The organism is Methylobacterium oryzae (assembly GCF_036441375.1).
Lineage (GTDB): Bacteria > Pseudomonadota > Alphaproteobacteria > Rhizobiales > Beijerinckiaceae > Methylobacterium > Methylobacterium oryzae_A.
In genome coordinates this window covers 860,275-877,458 of the sequence record NZ_MLCA01000001.1, presented here as the reverse complement: position 1 = coordinate 877,458, position 17,184 = coordinate 860,275, and the positions used below count along the sequence as shown (strand labels likewise).

Sequence of the window (17,184 nt, the reverse complement as noted above, 5' to 3'; positions counted from 1 at the left end):
GATGCACGACATCCGCGCCATCCGGGAGAACCCGGACGCCTTCGACCGCGACCTCGCCCGCCGGGGCCTCGCGCCGCTCTCGGCCGAGCTGATCGCCCTCGACGAGGCGCGGAAATCGTCCGTCTCGGCCGCGCAGGCCAATCAGGAGCGGCGCAACGCGCTGGCCAAGGAGATCGGCGGCGCCAAGAAGGCCAAGGACGAGGACCGCGCCGCCGCCCTGATGGCCGAGGTCGCGGCCCTGAAGGGGGCCGAGCCGGAGCTGAAGGCCGCGCAGGATGCTGCCGACAAGACCCTGGCCGATCGGCTCGCCGCGATCCCGAACCGGCCGAAGCCCGACGTGCCGGAAGGCGCCGACGAGCACGGCAACGTCCTCTACCGCAGCCACGCCGCGAGCCGCGAGCGGCTGACCGAGGGCAAGGAGCATTTCGAGCTCGGCGAGGCCTCGGGCCTGATGGATTTCGAGGCGGCGGCCAAGCTGTCCGGCTCGCGCTTCGTGGTGCTGAAAGGTCAGCTCGCGCGGCTGGAGCGGGCGCTCGGCCAGTTCATGCTCGACCTGCACACGCAGGAGCACGGCTACCTGGAGGTGGCGCCGCCGGTGCTGGTGCGCGACGCCGCCATGTTCGGCACCGCGCAGCTGCCGAAGTTCGAGGACGACCAGTTCTCGGTCTTCAAGGGCCTCGATTACGTCAAGTCCCTGCAGGGGCAGGCCGGCGCGGACGCCCCGCCGGTGAGCGACGAGCATTTCTGGCTCGTCCCGACCGCCGAGGTGCCCCTGACGAATCTCGTCCGCGAGGCGATCCTCCGCGAGGAGGAGCTGCCCCTGCGCTTCACCGCGCTGACGCCCTGTTTCCGCGCCGAGGCCGGGGCGGCGGGGCGCGACACCCGCGGCATGCTGCGCCAGCACCAGTTCAGCAAGGTCGAGCTGGTCTCGATCACGACGCCGGAGGAATCCGCCAACGAGCACGAGCGGATGCTGACCAGCGCCGAGGCGGTGCTGAAGAAGCTCGATCTGCCCTACCGGGTGATGACCCTCTGCACCGGCGACATGGGCTTCGCCAGCCAGAAGACCTACGACATCGAGGTCTGGGTGCCGGGCCAGCGCACGCACCGCGAGATCTCGTCCTGCTCGGTCTGCGGCGACTTCCAGGCGCGTCGGATGAACGCCCGCTACCGGGGCAAGGACGGCAAGCCGGCCTACGTCCACACCCTCAACGGCTCGGGCGTCGCGGTCGGCCGCGCGCTCATCGCCGTGATGGAGAATTACCAGAACCCGGACGGGAGCATCACGGTCCCGTCGGTGCTCCACCCCTACATGGGCGGGCTCAACCGGATCGAGGGCACCCGCTGATGCGCATCCTGGTCACCAACGACGACGGCATCCACGCGCCGGGGCTCAGTACCCTGGAGGAGATCGCCCGCGAGCTCTCGGACGACGTCTGGGTCGTGGCGCCGGAGAGCGACCAGTCCGGCGTGTCGCACTCGCTCTCGCTCAACGACCCACTGCGGCTGCGGCAGGTCTCGGAGCAGCGCTTCGCCGTGAAGGGCACGCCGTCGGACTGCGTGATCCTGGGCGTGCGCCACATCCTGGGCGATCACGGGCCGGACCTCGTCCTGTCAGGGGTCAACCGCGGCCAGAACGTCGCCGAGGACGTGACCTACTCGGGCACGATCGCGGCCGCCATGGAGGGGACGATCCTCGGCATCCGCTCCATCGCGTTGAGCCAGGCCTACGGCGTAGGCGGGCGCGGCGCGCTCAAGTGGGACTGCGCCCGGACGCACGGCGCGAAGGTCGTCCGCAAGATCATGGAGACCGGGATCGAGCCCGGCATCCTGGTCAACGTGAACTTCCCGGACTGCGAGCCGGCCGAGGTGCAGGGCATCGCGGTGGCGGCGCAGGGCTTCCGCAACCAGGCGCTGCTGTCGATCGACGCGCGGGTGGACGGGCGCGGCAACCCGTATTTCTGGCTGGCCTTCGCCAAGGCCCGGTTCGAGCCGGGCCACGGCTCGGACCTCAAGGCCATCGCCGAGAAGCGGATCTCGGTGACGCCGCTGCGCCTCGACCTCACCGACGAGCCGACGCTGACGCGCTTTGCGCAGGCCTTCGCCGGGTGATCGAAGGGACGTCGGTCGATCTGGGCAGCCTGGAGGCGGCTGCCGGCGCTGCGGCCTTCGTGATGGCGCTCCGGGGCCGCGGCCTGCGGGACACCGCGGTGCTGCGGGCCATGGAGCAGGTGCCGCGGGACACCTTCGCGCCGCCGCCGCATCGGGAGCACGCGCGGCGCGACATCGCCCTGCCGCTGTCCTGCGGCGCGTCGATGACGGCGCCGTCCACGGTGGCGCTGATGCTGGCGCGGCTGCGGCTCGAGCCCGGCCAGCGCGTCCTGGAGATCGGCACGGGCTCCGGCTACGTGACCGCGCTACTCGCCCAATTGGGCGCCGGGGCGGTGCTCAGCCTGGAACGCTACACCTCGTTGGCCGGGGCGGCGACGCGGCGGCTCGCGGCCCTGTCCGAGGTGCACGTCGTCCGGGCCGACGGGCTCGCACGGGACCTGCCCGACGGGGGTTTCGACCGGATCCTGGTCCACGGCAGCGTCGCGGCGATCCCGGAGCACTGGCGCGCGGCCCTCGAACCCGGCGGACGGCTGGTGGCGGCCCTGCGCGGCGACGGCGGCTGCCGGATCGCGGTGCTGGCGACGCCGGAGGCCGAGCCGGAACTCGGCGCGCCGGTGCGGCTGGCGGCGCTGGTGCCGGGACTGGCGCAGGTGCTCTGACAAACACTCCGTAACCGTGGCGCCGATGGATTGCTGCGCTCCGCTCGCAGAGACGTCGGCCGCTATCCGACGCGCCGCGCCGCCCGCCACAGGCGCCACAGCCGGCGCCAGCGCGGCAGCTCGACGAGCGTGTTGAGCGGGTCGTAGGAGACCCGCTCCATGGTGGCAAGGTAGGGCTCCACCAGGGCCACGGGCAGGAAGGCCGCCCCCGCCGAGGGCGCGATGGTCGGGCGCGCCGCCTCGAAGGCCTTGAGGTGCTGCCGGGCGAGGTCGCGCAGGTCCGCGCAGGCCCGGCGCAGGCCCGGCCCGCCGCGGCCCGTGACGATGTCCTCGCGGGTGACGCCGTAGCGGCCGAGGATGTCGGCCGGCAGGTAGACCTGTCCCGAGCGGGCGTGCCAGGGGAGCGCCCGCAAGAGCCCGGTGATCCCGTAGGCGACGCCGGCATGCCCGGCCGCGCCCGCGCCGCCCGGCTCGGTGCCGTTGCCGATCACGAGGCTCGCCAGCCGGAACAGCGCCGAGGCGGTCTCGCCGCAATAGCCCTCGAGATCGTTCACCCGGGGCATCGGATCCTCGTAGAGGTCGAACACCCGGGCGTCGATCAGGTCGACGAAGGGCTGGCGCCCGAGGCGGTTCGCCCGGATCGCCTCCTCCAGGGCCGCCGCCACCGGGTTGGCGCGCACGTCGCCCCGCGCCTCGCCCTGGAGCGCGTCGCGCCACCATTGCAGGCGGATCTCGCCGGCCATCGGGTTCGAGACGGCCTCCCGGACCCGCGCGATTGTCAACGAGAAGGCGTAGAGGGCGAAGAGGTGCGGGCGGGCGGGCGCCGGGGCGAACAGGGTCGCGTAGTAGCGGTCGGGGTCGCCGGCCCGCACGAGGCTCTCGCAGTGGGACTGCGCGAAGGCGAGTCCGGTCTCGGCGGCCTGACCCTCGACCTCCGGCATCAGGCCACCGCGATCAGGGCGGCCGCGACCTTGCGGTTCTCGGCCACCAGGATGTTGTAGGTCCGGGCCGCGGCGCCGGTCTGCATCACGTCGAGGCCGACGCCGAAATCCTTGAGCCAGCCCCGGAGCGCGGGATCGATCGCCTCGATGTCGAGGCCGGTCCCGACGAGCAGGAGCTCAATGTCGCCCGCCTCGGCCTGGACCGGGCGCAGGGCCGTGCGGTCGATGCCCCGCGGCTGCGTCACGTCCCAGGCGCGGACCCCCGAGGGCAGCAGCAGGATCGAGCCGCGATGCGACATTCCGGCGAAGCGGAAGCCGCCGTTGCCGTAGGTGTCGATGATGTGGCGACCCGGCACGAAGCCGGAGTCGAAGCTCTTCGGGGTCTCCCGCTCGGCCATCGTGCGAAACAACTACTCCGCCGGTTGCGGGACGCCGGACCGCTCGGATGCGGCGCGGGCGCCGGAGAGCATCAGCCCCAGATAGATCAACACCGGCGTCGAGACGAAGATCGCCGAGTAGGTGCAGATCAGGACGCCGCAGAGCATCACCACGGCGAAGCCCTTGATGGCCTCGCCCCCGAACAGCACCAGTGCCAGGAGCGACAGCGCGGACGAGATCGACGTCATCACCGTGCGCGACATGGTCGAGTTGATCGACAGGTTGAGCAGGTCGACGGTGGGGATGGTCTTGTAGCGGCGCATCAGCTCGCGGGTCCGGTCGAACACCACGACCGTCTCGTTCAGCGAGTAGCCGACGATCGTGAGGATCGCGGCGATCGAGGTCATGTTGAACTCGATCCGGCTGATGATGAACACACCGACCGTCAGCACGATGTCGTGGAGCGTCCCCACGATGGCGCCGAGTGCGAGCTCCCGCTCGAACCGGAACCAGAGGTAGAGAAGCACCGCCACGACCGACAGCACGACGCCGAGCGTGCCGGACTGGACGAGCTCGCCGGAGACGCGCGGGCCGACGGTCTCGGTGCGGCGGAAGTCGTAATCCTTGTCGAAGGCGGCGTGCGCCTTGTTCATCACCGCGGTCTGGCCCTGCTCGCCGGGCTGGAGCGGCAGGCGGACCAGCACGGTGCCCTGGTTGCCGAGCTCCTGCACCTCCGGCTCGCCGAAGCCGAAGCCCGCGGCCGTGTGCCGGATCGACGCCACGTCCGCGGTGCCGGACTTCGCCTGCAGCTCGACCAGGGTGCCGCCCTTGAAGTCGATGCCGAAGTTGAGACCGATCGTCAGGAACAGCGCCACGGTCGCGAGCGACAGGGCCGCCGACAGCGGGAAGGTGAAGCGCCGGAATCGCATGAAGTCGAAATGCGATTCATCGGGCCAGAGACGGAGCAGGCGCATGGTTTCGGACCTAACGTTGGGAAGATCGCAGCACCAGCTCAGCTCGCCTCTCCGATCTCCGCCCTCTTCCTGAGGTGCCGGAGCGGAGCGAAGGCCTCGAAGGAGCCCTCCAGTGACAACCGCGATCCCTGGAGCCCTCCTTCGAGGCCCGCTCACGCGGGCACCTCAGGATGAGGTGGTGGTTCGGATCCGCGGTATCAGGCCGGCGGTGATGCGTCTCCCGAAAGTGAGTTCATTCAGAACGGCAGGGCCTTCGGTCGGAAGGTCTTGTACCACACCGCGATCATTATCCGGGTCAGCGTCACGGCGGTGATGACCGTCGTGAGGATGCCGAGGATGAAAACCACGGCGAACCCCTTCACCGGGCCCGAGCCGAGGAAGAACAGGATCAGGGCGGCGATCGCCATGGTCGAGTTCGAGTCGATGATGGTGGCGAAGGCCCGGTCGAAGCCCGCCTGGAGCGCCGAGATCAGCGAGCGGCCGGCCCTCTGCTCCTCGCGCATGCGCTCGTAGATCAGCACGTTGGAATCCACCGCCGTGCCGATGGTGAGCACGATGCCGGCGATGCCGGGCAGCGTCATGGTGGCTTCCAGCACCGACATCAGACCCAGGATCAGCCCGACATGGACCATGAGGGCGATGTTGGCGATGAAGCCGAAGGTCCCGTAGGTCGCGAACATGAAGCAGACCACGAGGCCCGCCGCCACGAGGGTCGCGAGCTTGCCGGCCTCGATCGAGTCGCGGCCGAGGCCGGGACCGACGACGCGGCGCTCGACCACGGTGAACTTCGCCGGCAAGGCGCCGGCGCGCAGCAGCACCGCGAGGTCGTTGGCCTGCTGCACGGTGAAGTTGCCAGTGATCTGTCCGGAGCCGCCGGTGATCGCCGAGCGGATCACCGGTGCCGAGACCACCTCGTTGTCGAGCACGATCGCCATGCGCCGGCCGACATTCTCCGAGGTTGCCTGACCGAAGCGCTGAGCCCCGCGCAGGTTGAACTTGAAGCTCACCATCGGCTCGTGGGACTGCTGATCGAAGGCGGGCTGCGCGTCGGTCAGCTCGCCGCCGTCGGCCATGACCCGGCGCTCCACGGGGACCTTGGCGCCCTTCTCGTCCTTCGACGGCAGCATGTCGACGTCGCCCGAGGGGCTGTCGGCGAGCATGCGGAATTCGAGCTTGGCGGTGGAGCCGAGGAGCTTCTCCAGGCGCTCCGGATTCTGCTCGCCCGGCACCTGGATCAGGATCCGATCCGCGCCCTGCTGCTGGATCGACGGCTCGGTCGTGCCGGTGGAGTCGAGGCGGCGCCGGATGACCTCGATGCCCTGGCTCACGGCCCGGCGGGTCCGGTCGGTGATGCCGGCGTCGGTGAGCGTCAGGCGGATCACGCCGCCGGGCTGCTCGGAGATATCGAGGGTGCGGGCGGCCGTCTGGCCCAGCGAGGTGGTGATCGGCTGCGACAGCTCCTGGAGCTTCGACAGGACCTTGGCCCGGGCGGCGGCGTCGTCGATCTTCACCTGGACGCCGCGCTGGAGCAGGCCGATGCCGCCGTCGGCCCGGACGTTCTCCTGCTGGAGCACGCGGCGCACGTCGTCGCGCAGGGCCTTGGCCTGGGAGGCGATCAGCTCGTTCTGGTCCACCTCGAGCAGGAGCTGCGAGCCGCCCTGCAGGTCGAGGCCGAGCACGATGGCGCGCGTCGGCACGACCCAACTCGGGAACCAGGAGGGCAGGCCGGCGACGAAGCTCTTGCGCTGCTCGGGCGAGAAGAAGCTCGGCACGGCGAGCATCAGCCCCACCAGGATCAGGCCCAGTGTCGCGATGATCTTCGCACGGGAGAAGCGCAGCATCGGCCGTCTTTTTCTCTTTTGGGCCGGCGCACGGCGCCGGCCGGTTCAACCGGAAATCAGGCGGCCTTCACCGTGCCCTTGGCGCGGACCTCGGAGATCATCGACCGGACCACCCGCACGCGAACGTTCGGGGCGATCTCGACCTCGATTTCCGGCTGGTCGTCCGAAGCCTTGGTCACGCGCCCGACCAGGCCGCCGTTGGTGACGACCGTGTCGTCCCGGCGCACGGACTTGAGCAGCGCCTGGTGGTCCTTGACCCTCTTCTGCTGCGGCCGCAGGATCAGGAAGTACATGATCACGAAGATCAGGACGAACGGGACCACCTGAAAGGCGATCTCCGCTCCGCCAGCGGCCGCACCGGCCCCTTGCGCGAAGGCGGGGGTGATCAACGAGCGTCTCCTGCGAATGGCGCGCAGGCCTGCCGCCGGATGTGGCGCCCGCAGACCTGTCGAAAAGCGCGCGGACTATAGCCAGGGGCTTCCCGAAAGCAACGTCGAAGCGTCGGGCATCCGCGGCGCACTCACAGCAGGGCGCGGATCGCCGCCGCGAAGGCGTCCGGCGCCTCCTGGGGAAAGTTGTGGCCGACCCCCGCGACGATCTCACGCCGGTACGGGCCGGCGAAATGGCGGGCCTCCGTGTCGGTGGAGGGCGGCGGCCCGACGCCGTCATCGGCGCCGAGCAGCACGATCGAGGGCACGGCGATCGCCGGCTGGGCCGCCAGCCGCGCCTCGATCTCGACCAGCGCTGGGTCGCCCGGGACGAGACCGAAGCGGTGGCGGTAGGAATGCACCACCACGTCGACGAAGTCGGGGTTGTCGAAGGCCTCGGCCGTCCGCGCGAAGGTCGCCGCGTCGAACGCCCAGGTCGGCGACCAGAGCCGCCATAGCAGGCGGCAGAAGGCGTCCCGGTTCTCGGCGAGTCCGGCGCGGCCGCGCTCACCGTGGAGGTAGTACTGGTACCAGAGGCGGTGCTCGGCCTCCGGCGCGGCCGGCCGCCCGGCGGCCGGGATGTTCTGGATATTGTAGCCGACGCCGCAGCTCACGAGCCCCCGGGCCCGGTCCGGCCAGAGCGCCGCAACCACGCAGGCGGCGCGGCCGCCCCAATCGTAGCCGGCGAGCACGGCGTCCTCGATGCGGAGCGCATCGAGGAAGGCGAGCAGGTCGGCCCCGAGCGCCGCCTGCTCGCCGGAGCGCGGCGTGGCAGGGTCGAGGAACCGCGTCGGCCCGTAGCCGCGCAGGTACGGGACGAGGCAGCGCACGCCGTCGGCCGCGAGCCGCGCGGCCGACGCCGCGCAGGCATGGACATCGTAGGGGAAGCCGTGGAGCAGCACGGCCGTCGGCCCGCGCGCCGGACCGAACTCGAGATAGGCGACCTCCAGGACTCCGGCTCGCACGCGCTTCATCGATGGCTCCCGGCTTCGCGACGCCGCGATCCTACCGGGTTTGCCGCGCGAATGCCGCACGCGCTTGCCACCGCGGGTTCGCGCCCGACTTCACCCTGCGACGAACAAGCGCGACGGTGGAGAAAGATGGGCCTGCTCGACGGTGCGAAGAGCCTGATCGGCGACATGGTAGCGGCGGCCGACCGGGCGCTGGAGGAGACCGGCAGCGGCAAGCTCGCCCTGTCCCTGGCGAAGTTCTATCCCGGCGGCCTCGCGGCCTTCCTCGACCGCCTGCGGGAGACCGGGCACGGGGATGCGGTCGGATCCTGGCTCGGTTCGGGCGAGCGGCAGACCGTGCCGGAAGCCGCCATCGCGGCCTGCCTGCCGGCGGGCGTGACCGAGCGGCTCGCCTACGACCTCAGCGTTCCGCAGGCGCGCGTTCCCACGGTGCTCGCGGAGTTCCTGCCGGCCGCGGTCGCCGGCCAGAGCGAGAACGGCACCCTGAAGCCGCAGCCGAATTTCAGCACCCAGGTCCGCTGATCGTCCGACCGTCACGGGACGGCGCACTTCATCTGCGGCGGCGCGGTCGCGCAGCTCAAGGAGCAGCTCTGCGTGGCGAAGCAGAACCACGAGAGTTCGCCGCTCTTCAGGCAGGAGCCCCCACAATGGCGGTACGTGCCGTAGAGCGGCCGAACGAAGACGGCGTCCGCCAGGGGACGCTCCTGCGGCCCGCGGACCGTCCCTGCCGCCGACAGAGCCGGGGTGACGGTCGCGACCACGAGCAGGGATGACAGCACCAGGGATCTCATGAGAGCCGACCGCGAACCGATGTCCCGGCCGGTATTCCGGGCCAACCGCGCGGGGCTGTCGACTAAATTGCGGTTCACGCCGGCGCGTCGCTGGCCGTCGCCCTCTCCCTCTTTCCGGATGCCGCGCTAGTGTTCCGACGATCGGCCATTCGACGGGGGGTTCTACATGAGTCTGCTCAACGCGCTCGGCGGATCGCTGGGGCAGATCGCGCTCGAGGCGCTGCCCGGCGTGATCCAGCAGGTCCTGCCCGGCGGCCTCAACGCGCTGCTCGATCAGCTCCGGCGCTCCGGCTACGAGAGTCAGGTCAATTCCTGGCTCGGCCGCGGGCCCAACGAGCCGATCACAGCCGACGACCTGCGCAAGGTGCTCGACAACGAGCAGGTGCGCCAGATGGCGGAGAAGCTCGGCATCCCGATGGACCAGCTTTTCCCGACCCTCGCGCGGGCCCTGCCCGAGACCGTCGACCATCACAGCCCGAACGGGACGCTCGACGCGCCCAAGGCCTAGAGTGCGTTCCGGCGAAGTGGGCACCGGTTCGTCGGCGGACCGCGCGTACCGTCAGAGACCGAGAGAGGACGGGAGGCGGCCAGGTCGGAAACGGATCCTGAGCCGTTCGCGCTCGGGTTGAGACGCGGCCGACAGCCAGGTCCATCTACGACGAGGGGCGGGGGCGCTCGTCTCCCGCGACGGGGCGACCCGCTCGGGATCGGCCCGCGGAAGGGCGGAGGAGGCTCGCGGAGGCGACCACCCGGGCCGTCCGGCCCGCGGGCGGAAACGCGAAACGGCGGCCCCGTCCGGGACCGCCGCCGCGTCTCGCAATCGCGCGCCGTCTGACTCAGTTGCTGGCGAGCTGGGACATCGGGTCCACGGGCGCGCCGCCCTTGCGGATCTCGAAGTGCAGCTGCGGCGAGGTCACGTTGCCGGAGGCGCCGGACTTCGCGATCGTCTGGCCGCGCTTGACCTTGTCGCCGGGCTTCACGTCGATCTCGCCGTTATGGGCGTAGGCCGAGACGTAGCCGTTGGCGTGGCGCACGAGGACCAGCTTGCCGTAGCCCTTCACGTCGGAGCCGGCATAGGCGACCGTACCCTCCTCGGCGGCCTTGACCGGCGTGCCCTCGGGCACCGCGATGTTGATGCCCTCGTTGCCGGAGGTGCCGTAGCCGGAGATCACCCGGCCCTTCGCGGGCCAGCGGAAGTTCTCCGTCGCCTCGGCCACCGAGCCGGTGGCGGCGGGCTCGGACTTGGCCGGCGCGGCAGCCGCGACCGGGGCCGCCTTCGGCGTCTCCTTGGCGGCGACCTTCTCGACCTTCTCGGCGGCGGCCGCCTTCTGCGCGGCCTCCTTGGCGGCCTTCGCCTCGGCGAGCTTCTGAGCGGCCTCCGCCTTCGCGGCGGCCTTGGCCTCGGTCTTGGCCTCCTGGGCCTTCGCCTCGACCCTGGCCTTTGCCTCGGCCTTCGGATCCGCCTTCCTCTCGTCGGCCTTCTTCTCGTCCGCCTTGGCGACCTGTCCCGGGCGCACGTGCTTCGGCTTCTCGCCCTCCTTCAGGGCGACGTCCTTGCGGGTCTTGGCGTCGGCAACCTTGCGGGCGGCGGCGTCGCGGGCGAGCGCCTCCTTGCGCTCCGCCTCCTTCTCGGCGGCGGCCGCCTTCTGCGCGGCCTCCTTGGCGGCCTTTGCCTCGGCGACCTTCTGGGCAGCCTCCTTGGCGGCTTCCTTGGCGGCCTCCTTGGCCTCCTCGCGCTTCGTCGCGATCTTGTTCTCGACCTGCCTGGCGTCCTCGCGCTTCTCCTCGGCGGCCCGGGCCGGCCGGGCCGTCATCGGGGATGCGGCGGGGTTCAGCCCGGAGGCGTTGTAGACCGGGATCACGATCTGGCGGCCGGGCGTGATCTGGTTCGCGTTGCTCAGGCCGTTGGCGGCCAGAATCGCCGAGGCGGGCACGCCGAAGCGGGTCGACATCTGGTTCAGGCTGTCGTTGCGCGACACGGTGATCTGCGTGCCGCCCTCGGCGCTCCAGCCGACCTTGCCGGTGGAGGCGACGCGGGTCGCGGGAGCGGCGGCGTTGGTCTGAACCGGCGTCGCCGCGGCGGATGGGCGCGCGGCGGCGGGCGCGCCCAGCGCCTCCGACTGGATGCGGCCGGTCCGGACTGGCGGGACGGATTTCAGGCCACCGTCCGGCAGGCTGCCGGTGGCGGAGGGTTCCGAATCGAACGGGTTCGAGAACGGGTTGGTCAGACGCGACGCGTCCGAGGAGCAGGCGGCAGCCGCACCGCCGATGATGCCGATGAGCGCGACGCGCGACAGCGTCCGCAACATCTGACCCGTACCGCGCACCCGCATCGACGCACCCGTTTGCCTGACGCAACCTGATGCGCCAATGAAGACGGATTCAGGTTAAGCAACCGTTCCCGTTCAGCATGTCTGCGACCCTGGAGCGAAGGTAGGCGCAAGGCTTTCGCGCGATGCCGGGGAGGATTCCCGCGCGCGGGATCGTCCCTTTTCGTGACCGGCCGGCACCCCACATCGAAGCCATGTTCACCATCCGCGGCGCGCGCGACACCCTGGCCGACCTGCCGGCGATCGAGACGGCGCGTCTCTCGATTGCCGCCCTCCGGCCCGGGGACGCGCCGGCCGTTCGCGCGCTGACCGACGATCCGGCGATCACCGCGGCGGTGGATTTCCTGCCGACGCCGTTCACGCTGCAGGACGCCGAAGACCTGATTCGCAGCGGCACGCGGGGCCGGGACTGCTTCCTCGGCGCCTGGACGCACGACGGCGCACCCGACTCGGCCGGGCGCGCGCTCGTCGGCGTCTTCGGCACGCATCTGCGCGGCGCCGGCACGATCGAGATCGGATACTGGATCGGCGGCGCCGCCCGCGGGCGCGGGTTCGCCTACGAGGCGGCGTCGGCGATCCTCGGCCTGCTGGGCGCGCGCTTCCCGGCGCGCCTCGTCGTGGCAGAGTGTCGGCCCGCCAACGTCGCCTCCTGGGGCCTGCTGGAGAAGCTCGGCTTCCGCGACACCGGCGAGGAGGGGCACCGTCCGGGCCGCCGCCTGCTCCGGCGGGACTGAGCCCGGGGATCGAGCCGGGACCGACGGGCCTCGGCCACGAAAAAGCCCCCGACCAGGGGCCGGGGGCTCGACGACGGTCGGTTCAGCGGACCGGACGGTCCGATCAGAAGGTGATGCCGGTCTCGACCATGTAGCGGTCCTGCGAGGTGCGGTTGCCGGTGCGGCCGAAGCCGGTGCCGAGCGTGCCCTCCGCGAGGTTGCCGCGGGTGATTCCGCCGAGCTCGACGTGGGCGTACTCCACCCGGAAGAAGTAGCGGTCGAAGGTGAAGGTCGGCGTGACGGTCACCGAGAAGGCGTTGCTGCCCGCGCCGAAGCCCAGCAGGTTGGTGCCGCCCGAGCCGCGGACGCCGGTCTGCTCGGTGTACTCGACGCGGCCGGCCAGGGAGAAGTTGTCGGTGAACGAGTAGGCCGCCAGGAGCGCGCCGCCGTAGGTCGAGGCCGAGTTGCCGATGCCGACTCGCAGGTCACGCTCGACGTTGGTGAACTGGAAGTACGGCGAGATGATCCACGGACCGTTCGCGTAGGTGTAGTTGATGTTGAAGATACCGCTGTTCTGCTGGAGGTTCGGCGTCGCGAACTGGTAGCGCGGGCTGCGGTCGAGGGCGTTGGTCCGGCCGACGTTCAGGCCGCCGTTGACGCCGATCGTGTTGTAGTCGTCGAGCTTGTAGGCGACGTTGCCGGTGAACCACGTGATCTCGTTGGAGAAGAAGCCGTCCGTCCCGGCGAGCGACACCGAGAGCGGGCCGCTGCTGTAATTGACCTGCACGCCCTGGTTGATGAAGTTCTCCTGCACGAACAGGAGGCCGCGGTTGATGTTCAGGTTCTGGTAGGTGAACAGCAGCTCGGTGCCGATCAGCGTGAACATCCGGCCGCCCTGGACCGACCACTCATCGTTGATCTGGATCTTGCCGTAGGCGACCGGGACCGGGCCGAACAGCAGGTCGGTCTGGGTGAAGGTGCCGAGCGTCGGGAAGCCGAGCTGCGGGATCGAGTAGCCGCCGGCCTGGATGTAGAACTGGAACGCGCCCTCGGGCTTCTGGATGATGCCCTGGACGTTCGAGAAGTCGAACCGGGCCGAGCGGTCGCGGTCGTTGGGGGCCGCCGGGGTCGAGAACGACGCGAACGGGTTCGACTGCGTGTAGCCGTAGCCGGTGATGGCGCCGCCGACGTAGAGGTCGCCGAGCGGACCGGCCGAGAAGCAGCTCGGGTTCGGGTTGGCCTTGATCACGCCGCTGTAAGCCGGGCCGAGCAGCGTGGCCTTGCAGGGCTCGGCGGGGGGCGCGACCGGAACGGGCGCCGGGGCAGCTAGATCGGCCGCGAGGATGCTGGTCGAGGACAGCAGCACGGTGGCCAGGCCGGCCAGGGTGGATCGCTTCAGCATGGTGTCGCAGCTCGTTCGGATTCGTCCACGGCCAAGCTGACATCGCGACGCGAATGACACAAAACTAAACATGAAGCAGTTGCATAATTTTTGGGCAGATCCGTAACGCCCGTCGCGTTCGCTGCGGAAATGTGACTTTGCCGCCACATTTGTGTCGGAGCACCGGCCTTTTCCTTCCGCGCGCCCGGGGAGAACTTCGCCGGTCCGGTCCAAATCTACCGCGTCAGGCTGACGGGCCGATCGGATCGCAGCGAAATCCTCCGAAGTCCTGCCGCGCCAGGCGTTCGGCGAGCGCCGGCAGGAACAGCATCGCCTCCTCGGCGAGGCGCCAGGGCGGGTTGACCACGATCAGGCCGCTGCCGGTCAGCCGCGTCGGGTCGTCCGGCCGGTCGATCAGCAGGTCGAGCCGCAGGGCGGGGCGGGGCAGGGCGGCGCCGAGGTCGCGGACCATCCGGTCGAGGGCAGCGGCGTCCTTGATCGGGTACCAGGCCAGGAACAGGCCGGTCGGCCACTTCATCACCGCGCGGGCCAGATGGGCGCCGAGCCGCTCGATCTCACCGGGGACCTCGTAGGGCGGGTCGATCAGCACGAGGCCGCGCCGCTCCGGCGGCGGGATCTGCGCGTTGACCGCGGTCCAGCCGTCGAGATTCATCACCTTGGCGCGGGGATCGCGGGCGAAGCGGCCCTGCAGGGTCGCTGCGTCCGCCGGATGCAGCTCGACGAAGACCCCCTTGTCGCCGGGGCGCAGCGCCTCGCGGATCACGGCCGGCGAGCCGGGATAGGCGGTGGCGCCGTGGCGCGCCCGCACCGACGCCACCGCGGCCCGGTAGGGCGCCAGCAGCGCCTCCACCTCCGGCGCGAAGGGCACCTCCATCCGGCCCCAGCCGTCCCGCCACTCGCCGGTGCGGGCCGCCTCGTCGGCCTCGAGATCGTAGACGCCCAGCCCCGCGAAGGCGTCCAGCGCCCGGAACGGCTTGTCCTTGAGGCGCAGGTGGTCGAGCACCCGCGCCAGGACGAGGTGCTTGAGGACGTCGGCGTGATTGCCGGCGTGGAAGGCGTGCCGATAGTTCATGGCAGCGCGCTCAAGCCGATCCCGCGCGCCGGGTCCAGGGTCCGACGCGCAAAAGATCGAAAAAACCTCAGCGGGCGGCGTCGAGACTCACTTCGGGGGCGCGGCAATTGCCGCGGGCGACCTCGGGGCAGGGGGTGAAGCCGCGCAGGTCCTTCCCGAAGCAGATCCGGACCTCCTGGAGCTGCCCGCGGGTGCAGGTGACCGCCATCATGTCGGGGCGCAGGCCGCGATTGGCCGCCACGAATTGCCGCGCGATCTCGACCGGCGCCAAGCTCTGCGGCGGCGAACCGCCCTTGAGCCCGTCGGGAATCGTCACCGCGAGCCGCGCCGCGCGGGCGGCCGCGAAGTAGGCGGCCGGATCGAGACCCGAGCAGGTGCCGTGCTTGCGCCACTCGTACCGGGCGAGTCCCTCGCTCGGGTAGACCTGCCCGGCGACCTCCATGGCCTGCCGGGTCGGCGCGCGGTTCACCGCCGAGCAGTTCTGCGGGTAGCCGCTCGCATATTGCGGCCACAGGCCGTGGACGACGAAGCCGAGGCCGCGTCCTGGGGCGCACTGGACGTCGTCCCGTCGGGCGCCCGGCCCCGCGCAGTAGGTCGGCGACCACGACAGGGCGAGGACGTAGAAGTCGAAATCGCCGGGCGCGCCGCGGCGGGCGAAGCCGCCGAAATCCTGGGCGGCGACCGGGGCGGCGGCCACCTCGGCGAGGAGCAGGCCCGCGAGGGCGGCGGCGCGCCCGCGCATGGTCAGGGACGCGCCATCCGGCAGGCGGTGGCGTAGGCGTAGGAGAGGTCGCGGTCGAGCCCGTGGATGCAGAACTCGACGCCCCAGGTCGCCCCGATGATGCCGAGGCTCTCGCGCACCGAGTAGTCGACCTTGCGGCGGACCCCGTCGGAGGTGGTCACGGTCGCGGTGCAGAACCGGCGCGGATAGGTGTCGAGGCCCCAGGGCCGCCACGCGGTGCGCTCGATCGTGTCGAAGGACAGGATCGTCATCGACGAGTTCCAGAACTTCGCCTCCTTCTCGGCGAAGTTGGTCGAGACCCGCTCCAGCACCGACGGGTCCTGGCAGCCGGGGATCTGCGCGTCGAACGGGAAGATCCGCTCCTCGGCGGGCTCGATATCCTCCCGGGCCGAGCGGGCGAGCGCCGGCTGGGCCAGGGCGAGTAGGGCCAGCCCGAGGGCGAGGCCGTGGAAGAGCGGGCGCATGGCGCGTGCCTCGACGGATGTGCGATCCTGCATCCGCGAACGATGGCCCGGCCGCGCCGCCAGTCAAGCTCCGGCAGCCCCGCGCCGGCGCTTTGGCGGCCTGTGCGGCGCGGCCGCTACAGTCGCTGTTCGGGGGGCGACGCGGGATCGGTGTTCAGCCGGATCCGGCTCCGTCTCTCCGGGACGCCGGAGGCGAGCCCGGGATGATGGCTTTCGGACCGGCGACCGGCGCGAGGCCGGCGCGCCGCGCGCCCTCTCAGTAGATCGGCTCCGCGCTCGGCGGCGCGCCGAGTTGCAGCGGCTCGTCGTAATCCTGCGCGGGCTCCTCGTGGGCGGCGGCGACTCGCGGCGCCGGCCGCGCGGGCGGCGCCGCGCCGCGGTGTAGGCGGAGGCCGCGGCCGGGCGCTCGAGCGGGCGGGCCGGCGCCCGGGCGACCTGGGTCGCGCTCCCGGCCTTCGACATCGGCGACAGGCCGTAGGGATCGTCCTCCTCCACGTCCACCGGCGCCTGCGGGCCGGCGGGCTGGCGCTGCGGCGGAACAGGCCGGCTCAGCGGCCGCTCGGCCCCGGTGCCGAGCTGCGGCGTGAACTTGATCAGCGGCTTGCAGATCCGCCGCAGGCCGCGCGGGTCGTGCCGGGCGAGATCGACGTGGATGTGGTCGTAGTGGAACACGTTCGAGCCCGGCGCCAGCACGGTGGTGAAGCGCTGGCACGCGCCGAGGAAGATCTCGCGCAGGAAGCCCTGCTCGGCCTCCGTGCCGCGCCAGCCGCCCTTGACGGTGATCACGTGGCCGTCGGCGAGCTTGAGCGACATCACGTCGATCGCGTTCCCGAAGCCGTGTTCGGAGAGCTTGGCGCCCGGCTGGTTGTTGCGACCGCGGCAGGAATAGGAGCCGGCGTTGATCTCGGCCACCGGTACCCCGAAGTAGAGGTTCGCGGCCGGCTGGATCGTGTCGGCGAGCCACGCCTCGGCCTCGGCCAGAGCCGGGCAGCCCAGCGTCATCCGCTGCTTCAGGAGGACCGAGCCGCCGCCGAGCCGCGTCACCCGGAAGGGCTGCTGCATGCCGCAGGGGCCCGGGCCATCCATCGCCGCGACGGGCGTGATGTACTCCGACGGCTCGACGAGCTTCTTGGCCAGGCAGACCTGCTCCGCCTGATCGCGCCACGGTTCGCGTCGCTCGAAATGGTTGATCGAGCACGCGGTGAGGCCCGCACCGAACAGCGCCAGGGCCGAGAACAGGGATACGCCACGCCACATGACCCGGACGATGCGCACGGTCGCGTAAAGCGTTCGTCAACGCCGTTTCGGGAATGGCGCGGGCTGTGGCGTCTCGGTTGACAGCGCCGCTCACCGCGGACTGAATGCA

At 71.1% G+C, this 17,184-nt stretch carries 18 protein-coding genes and 1 pseudogene; 6 read left to right on the top strand and 13 right to left on the bottom strand.

All coding sequences use genetic code 11. From position 1 onward, the window contains the following. Position 1 precedes the first annotated feature (1 nt). From serS to MOTC310_RS04225, 3 genes are all read left to right on the top strand, one after another. Positions 2–1,348 carry a serine--tRNA ligase gene (gene serS, locus MOTC310_RS04235; protein ID WP_331300891.1) on the top strand — a complete coding sequence of 449 codons (1,347 nt, stop codon included), beginning with the start codon at positions 2–4 and terminating at the stop codon, positions 1,346–1,348. After that, positions 1,348–2,112, top strand: coding sequence for a 5'/3'-nucleotidase SurE (gene surE / locus MOTC310_RS04230; protein ID WP_331300890.1), 765 nt, complete (start codon positions 1,348–1,350; stop codon positions 2,110–2,112). The genes serS and surE overlap by 1 nt, the downstream gene beginning before the upstream one ends. Before the next feature lie 62 nt (positions 2,113–2,174). Next, a complete protein-coding gene (locus MOTC310_RS04225; protein WP_331301462.1) occupies positions 2,175–2,771 on the top strand; it encodes a protein-L-isoaspartate O-methyltransferase family protein in 597 nt (198 codons plus the stop codon). Positions 2,772–2,833: 62 nt separating this feature from the next. On the opposite strand, the gene MOTC310_RS04220 is transcribed toward MOTC310_RS04225, so the two are convergent. The 6 genes from MOTC310_RS04220 to MOTC310_RS04195 all read right to left on the bottom strand — a co-directional run bounded on the left by MOTC310_RS04220 (position 2,834) and on the right by MOTC310_RS04195 (position 8,307). Continuing rightward, entirely contained in the window at positions 2,834–3,712 is an 879-nt protein-coding gene (locus MOTC310_RS04220; protein WP_331300889.1) for a phytoene/squalene synthase family protein, read from the bottom strand. Next, a complete protein-coding gene (locus tag MOTC310_RS04215; protein WP_331300888.1) occupies positions 3,712–4,110 on the bottom strand; it encodes an Mth938-like domain-containing protein in 399 nt (132 codons plus the stop codon). The genes MOTC310_RS04220 and MOTC310_RS04215 overlap by 1 nt, the downstream gene beginning before the upstream one ends. A 12-nt stretch (positions 4,111–4,122) precedes the next feature. Next, a complete protein-coding gene (secF, locus tag MOTC310_RS04210) occupies positions 4,123–5,064 on the bottom strand; it encodes a protein translocase subunit SecF (protein ID WP_331289823.1) in 942 nt (313 codons plus the stop codon). A 236-nt stretch (positions 5,065–5,300) separates the two neighbouring features. Further along, positions 5,301–6,905, bottom strand: a complete 1,605-nt coding sequence (secD, locus tag MOTC310_RS04205) for a protein translocase subunit SecD (RefSeq protein WP_331300887.1) — start codon at positions 6,903–6,905, stop codon at positions 5,301–5,303. 56 nt (positions 6,906–6,961) lie between these two features. Further along, complete coding sequence (gene yajC / locus MOTC310_RS04200; protein WP_012319243.1) at positions 6,962–7,294, bottom strand: preprotein translocase subunit YajC; 333 nt, start codon at positions 7,292–7,294, stop codon at positions 6,962–6,964. 131 nt (positions 7,295–7,425) lie between these two features. After that, positions 7,426–8,307, bottom strand: a complete 882-nt coding sequence (locus MOTC310_RS04195) for an alpha/beta fold hydrolase (RefSeq protein ID WP_331300886.1) — start codon at positions 8,305–8,307, stop codon at positions 7,426–7,428. Between the two features lie 126 nt (positions 8,308–8,433). Between MOTC310_RS04195 and MOTC310_RS04190 the strand changes: the two genes are divergently transcribed. Next, a complete protein-coding gene (locus MOTC310_RS04190; protein WP_331300885.1) occupies positions 8,434–8,826 on the top strand; it encodes a YidB family protein in 393 nt (130 codons plus the stop codon). 11 nt (positions 8,827–8,837) lie between these two features. Here MOTC310_RS04190 and MOTC310_RS04185 read toward each other — a convergent pair whose 3' ends face one another. Beyond that, entirely contained in the window at positions 8,838–9,083 is a 246-nt protein-coding gene (locus MOTC310_RS04185) for a hypothetical protein (RefSeq protein WP_419539853.1), read from the bottom strand. 178 nt (positions 9,084–9,261) lie between these two features. Between MOTC310_RS04185 and MOTC310_RS04180 the strand changes: the two genes are divergently transcribed. Next, positions 9,262–9,603, top strand: coding sequence for a YidB family protein (locus MOTC310_RS04180; RefSeq protein WP_331300883.1), 342 nt, complete (start codon positions 9,262–9,264; stop codon positions 9,601–9,603). Between the two features lie 328 nt (positions 9,604–9,931). Here the strand turns inward: MOTC310_RS04180 and MOTC310_RS04175 are convergent, their stop codons facing one another. Continuing rightward, positions 9,932–11,428, bottom strand: coding sequence for a peptidoglycan DD-metalloendopeptidase family protein (locus MOTC310_RS04175; RefSeq protein WP_331300882.1), 1,497 nt, complete (start codon positions 11,426–11,428; stop codon positions 9,932–9,934). A 191-nt stretch (positions 11,429–11,619) separates the two neighbouring features. Here MOTC310_RS04175 and MOTC310_RS04170 point away from each other — a divergent pair, with 191 nt between their 5' ends. Further along, positions 11,620–12,159: a GNAT family N-acetyltransferase gene (locus tag MOTC310_RS04170; RefSeq protein WP_331300881.1), complete on the top strand. Its 540-nt coding sequence runs from the start codon at positions 11,620–11,622 to the stop codon at positions 12,157–12,159. A gap of 103 nt (positions 12,160–12,262) precedes the next feature. On the opposite strand, the gene MOTC310_RS04165 is transcribed toward MOTC310_RS04170, so the two are convergent. The 5 genes and pseudogenes from MOTC310_RS04165 to MOTC310_RS04145 all read right to left on the bottom strand — a co-directional run bounded on the left by MOTC310_RS04165 (position 12,263) and on the right by MOTC310_RS04145 (position 17,075). Continuing rightward, positions 12,263–13,540 carry a porin gene (locus MOTC310_RS04165; protein WP_331289815.1) on the bottom strand — a complete coding sequence of 426 codons (1,278 nt, stop codon included), beginning with the start codon at positions 13,538–13,540 and terminating at the stop codon, positions 12,263–12,265. 223 nt (positions 13,541–13,763) lie between these two features. Next, positions 13,764–14,612: a 23S rRNA (adenine(2030)-N(6))-methyltransferase RlmJ gene (locus MOTC310_RS04160; RefSeq protein WP_331300880.1), complete on the bottom strand. Its 849-nt coding sequence runs from the start codon at positions 14,610–14,612 to the stop codon at positions 13,764–13,766. 67 nt (positions 14,613–14,679) lie between these two features. Beyond that, positions 14,680–15,354 carry a ribonuclease T2 family protein gene (locus MOTC310_RS04155; RefSeq protein WP_331300879.1) on the bottom strand — a complete coding sequence of 225 codons (675 nt, stop codon included), beginning with the start codon at positions 15,352–15,354 and terminating at the stop codon, positions 14,680–14,682. Between the two features lie 2 nt (positions 15,355–15,356). Beyond that, the gene (locus MOTC310_RS04150; protein ID WP_331289812.1) at positions 15,357–15,818 is read right to left on the bottom strand and encodes a hypothetical protein; all 462 of its coding nucleotides are present in this window, start codon (positions 15,816–15,818) and stop codon (positions 15,357–15,359) included. 256 nt (positions 15,819–16,074) lie between these two features. Next, positions 16,075–17,075 (bottom strand): annotated as a pseudogene (locus MOTC310_RS04145) (extensin-like domain-containing protein). Positions 17,076–17,184 lie beyond the last annotated feature (109 nt).